The organism is Oscillibacter sp. CU971 (genome assembly GCF_905219725.1).
Taxonomy (GTDB): domain Bacteria; phylum Bacillota; class Clostridia; order Oscillospirales; family Oscillospiraceae; genus Oscillibacter.
Genome location: NZ_CAJMXG010000322.1, coordinates 1 through 2684, shown reverse-complemented (window position 1 = coordinate 2684; position 2684 = coordinate 1). Strand labels below are relative to the sequence as shown.

At 61.6% G+C, this 2684-nt stretch carries 2 protein-coding genes; both read left to right on the top strand.

Annotated elements, in window-relative coordinates:
- Positions 1-182: 182 nt before the first annotated feature.
- Complete coding sequence (locus tag JX325_RS14810) at positions 183-1028, top strand: ABC transporter permease (RefSeq protein ID WP_204791843.1); 846 nt, start codon at positions 183-185, stop codon at positions 1026-1028.
- 829 nt (positions 1029-1857) lie between these two features.
- Positions 1858-2472 (top strand): GNAT family N-acetyltransferase, encoded by a 615-nt coding sequence (locus JX325_RS14805; RefSeq protein ID WP_204791842.1) that lies wholly within the window; start codon positions 1858-1860, stop codon positions 2470-2472.
- The last annotated feature ends 212 nt before the right edge of the window (positions 2473-2684 follow it).

The following is a 2684-nucleotide window of genomic DNA, read 5'->3' as shown; positions in this document are numbered from 1 at the left end:
CCCCTGATCGACGCCTCCAGCATGGACATGACCGGCTATGAGGACCTCCAGGGCCTGGACGTGTCCAACTTCCGCCTCCAGTCCATCGGCGGCCTGTCCACCTCTTTCAACGAGCGCTGGGACAGCGAAATCGCCACCATCGGCTGAACAAGGCCGTAATTCACGCGAATGAAGGGGATGCTATGAGTAAAAACCTGAAGCGAAATCTGGTGGCCTACGGCCTGGTGCTGCCGGCGTTCCTCGTCGTCATGCTGACCGTGGCTTACCCGATTGTCCTGGCGGTGATTCAAAGCTTCCAGGACTCCAAGACCGGCGAGTTTACGCTGGACAACTACACCTACTTCTTCACCGAACCGGCCCAGCTGAAAAACATCCTGTATACCTTGTACGTGTGCCTGATGACCGTGGCCATCGCCATTGTGGTGGCCTATCTGCTGGCGCTGTACCTGCGCTTTGTCCGGTCTAAGATTGCCAAGACCATCGGTACGCTGTACCTGGTTCCCCGCTTCGTTCCCGCCATGTGCGCCGTGTACGCCATGATCACCATCATCCGGGACTCCGGCCTCATCAACCGCATCGGACTGGTGTTCGGGCACGACGTAAAGCTGGGATTGATGTACCATGCCAACGGCATGATTATGATGAACCTCTGGTTCAACATCCCGTTTGCCGCGCTGATGATTACGGCCGGCCTCGGCGCCATCCCCGATTCCATCATCGAGGGCGCCCGGGACGTGGGAGCCAGCAAGTTCAAGGTGTTCACCTCCATGATTCTGCCGCTGTCCATCAAGGACGTGGTCGTGGCGGCCACCTTTGTGTTCATGTCCAACGTGGGTTCTTTCACCACGCCCTATTTGATGGGCGGAAGCGCCCCCAAGATGCTGGGCATCGCCCTGTTCGACCAGTTCAACAAGTACCTGGCCTACAACCGCTCCGCGGCCCTGTCGGTCATTATGTTCCTCATCTGCTCCGTCTCCGCCGGCGTGTATATCTACACCAACCTGAAGGAAAACGAGTGGGAAAAGTGACCATCAAAACCGGCGGAGGGGCTCAGCCCTTCCGCCGGTTCGGCCCCACGCGAAACGAGGACGCGGGAGTCAGGAATTAAAAAGCGGAAAAGGCCGCAAGTTCGAAGGGTTCCCCATTCCTAGAGCAGTTCCCGGAAATCATGAGAAAAAGGAGAGGCATTATGGAAACGCTTATTACCGCTCACACAGGGGCGGACGGCAGGCCGGATAACAGCCTGGAATTTGTGGAGTATGCCCTGGGCTGCGGCGCGGACACGCTGGAGGTGGACGTCCGCCGCCTGCCCGGCGGGAACGGGAGCGAGACCCTGGCCATCGGGCACGACCAGGTGGGAGCGCAGGCGCCCCGGCTGGCGGANGTCCTGCGGATGGCGGCGGCCCGGCCCGGCGTGAACATCAATTGCGACCTCAAGGAGCCGGGATTGGAGGCGGCGGTCTGCCGCCTGGCGGAGGAAGCCGGTCTCTCTGGCCGGCTGATTCTCTCCGGGACGGTGGACGCCGCCGCCCCCGCTCTCGGTGCCGAGGTCTATCTGAACATGGAGGAATACGTTCCCGGCCTCTACCTCAGCTACCGGGAAAAGCCGGACTTTGAACTGGAGGCGGCGGAAAAAATCATCGCTGTCTGCCAAAAAGCCGGCATCCGTACGGTTAACATTTACCAGGGCCTGGTGACCCGGCGGCTGGCCGAAACCCTGGGCCGGGCTGGCGTCGGCCTGTCGGTCTGGACCGTCAACGAAGCCTGGGAGCTGAAATGGTTCCTGTCCCTGGGAGTCCGGAACATCACCACCCGGCGGCCCGCCCTGGCCCTTTGCCTGCGGGAGGGCCGGGAGCCATGAGGCCCGGCCTTCCGGACCGGAGCGTTCCCTTTTACAACCTGATTCTCCGCCTCGACCACTGGCAGAGGCGGGCCCCTGTTTTGCCAGAGGGCTTCCGGCTGCGCTTTTACCAGCCGGGGGACGAGGCGGCCTGGGCGGCTTTGGAATACGGAATCGGGGATTTTGACCCTCAGGAGGAGGCCCGGGCCTATTTTGTCCAGACCTACGGCTCCCACGCCCAAGACCTGGCCCGGCGCTGCCTTTTCGCCGTGGACGGCGGAGGGCGGGTGGCCGGGACCTGCAGCGCCTGGCGGGACCCCAGGGGCGGCGGGGAGGTCGCCTCTCTCCACTGGCTGGCGGTATCTCCGGAGGCCCAGGGCCGGGGCCTGGGAAAGGCCCTCTGCCGGGAGGCCTTGGCCGTATTTCAGGACCTGGGGGAGTTCCCCGTCTATATCCATACCCAGCCCTGGAGCTGGAAGGCGCTGCTCCTGTATGTCCGGGAGGGCTTCAAGATCCAGCGGACGGATTCCTTCGCCGCTTATGAGAACCAGTATCAACAGGGCATGGAGACCCTCCGGGACCTGCTGCCCCGTGACCTCTATGCCGAGCTGTTCCGGTGTTCCCAGGACTAGAGCCCGTTTTAAAATCGTCAAAACGCCGACCCGGAGCGTTTTTCCGCCAGGACTGGGTTGACGCCCGTCAAGGACGGCAACGCGGCCCTGCGATTGCTGAACCGCTGAACGTTTTTCATGATTTTTGGGTGCTGCTCTAAGAAGCTGTACCAATAGAGGGAAAAGTAGTATAATGAGGGAATGATACAGAAAAATGAGCGACGCAGCTATGC

What these genes read in the sequence shown, in the direction of transcription:
- JX325_RS14810 (WP_204791843.1), top strand. Translation starts at nt 183, where the DNA reads ATGAGTAAAAACCTGAAGCGAAATCTGGTGGCCTACGGCCTGGTGCTG.
- JX325_RS14805 (WP_204791842.1), top strand. Translation starts at nt 1,858, where the DNA reads ATGAGGCCCGGCCTTCCGGACCGGAGCGTTCCCTTTTACAACCTGATT.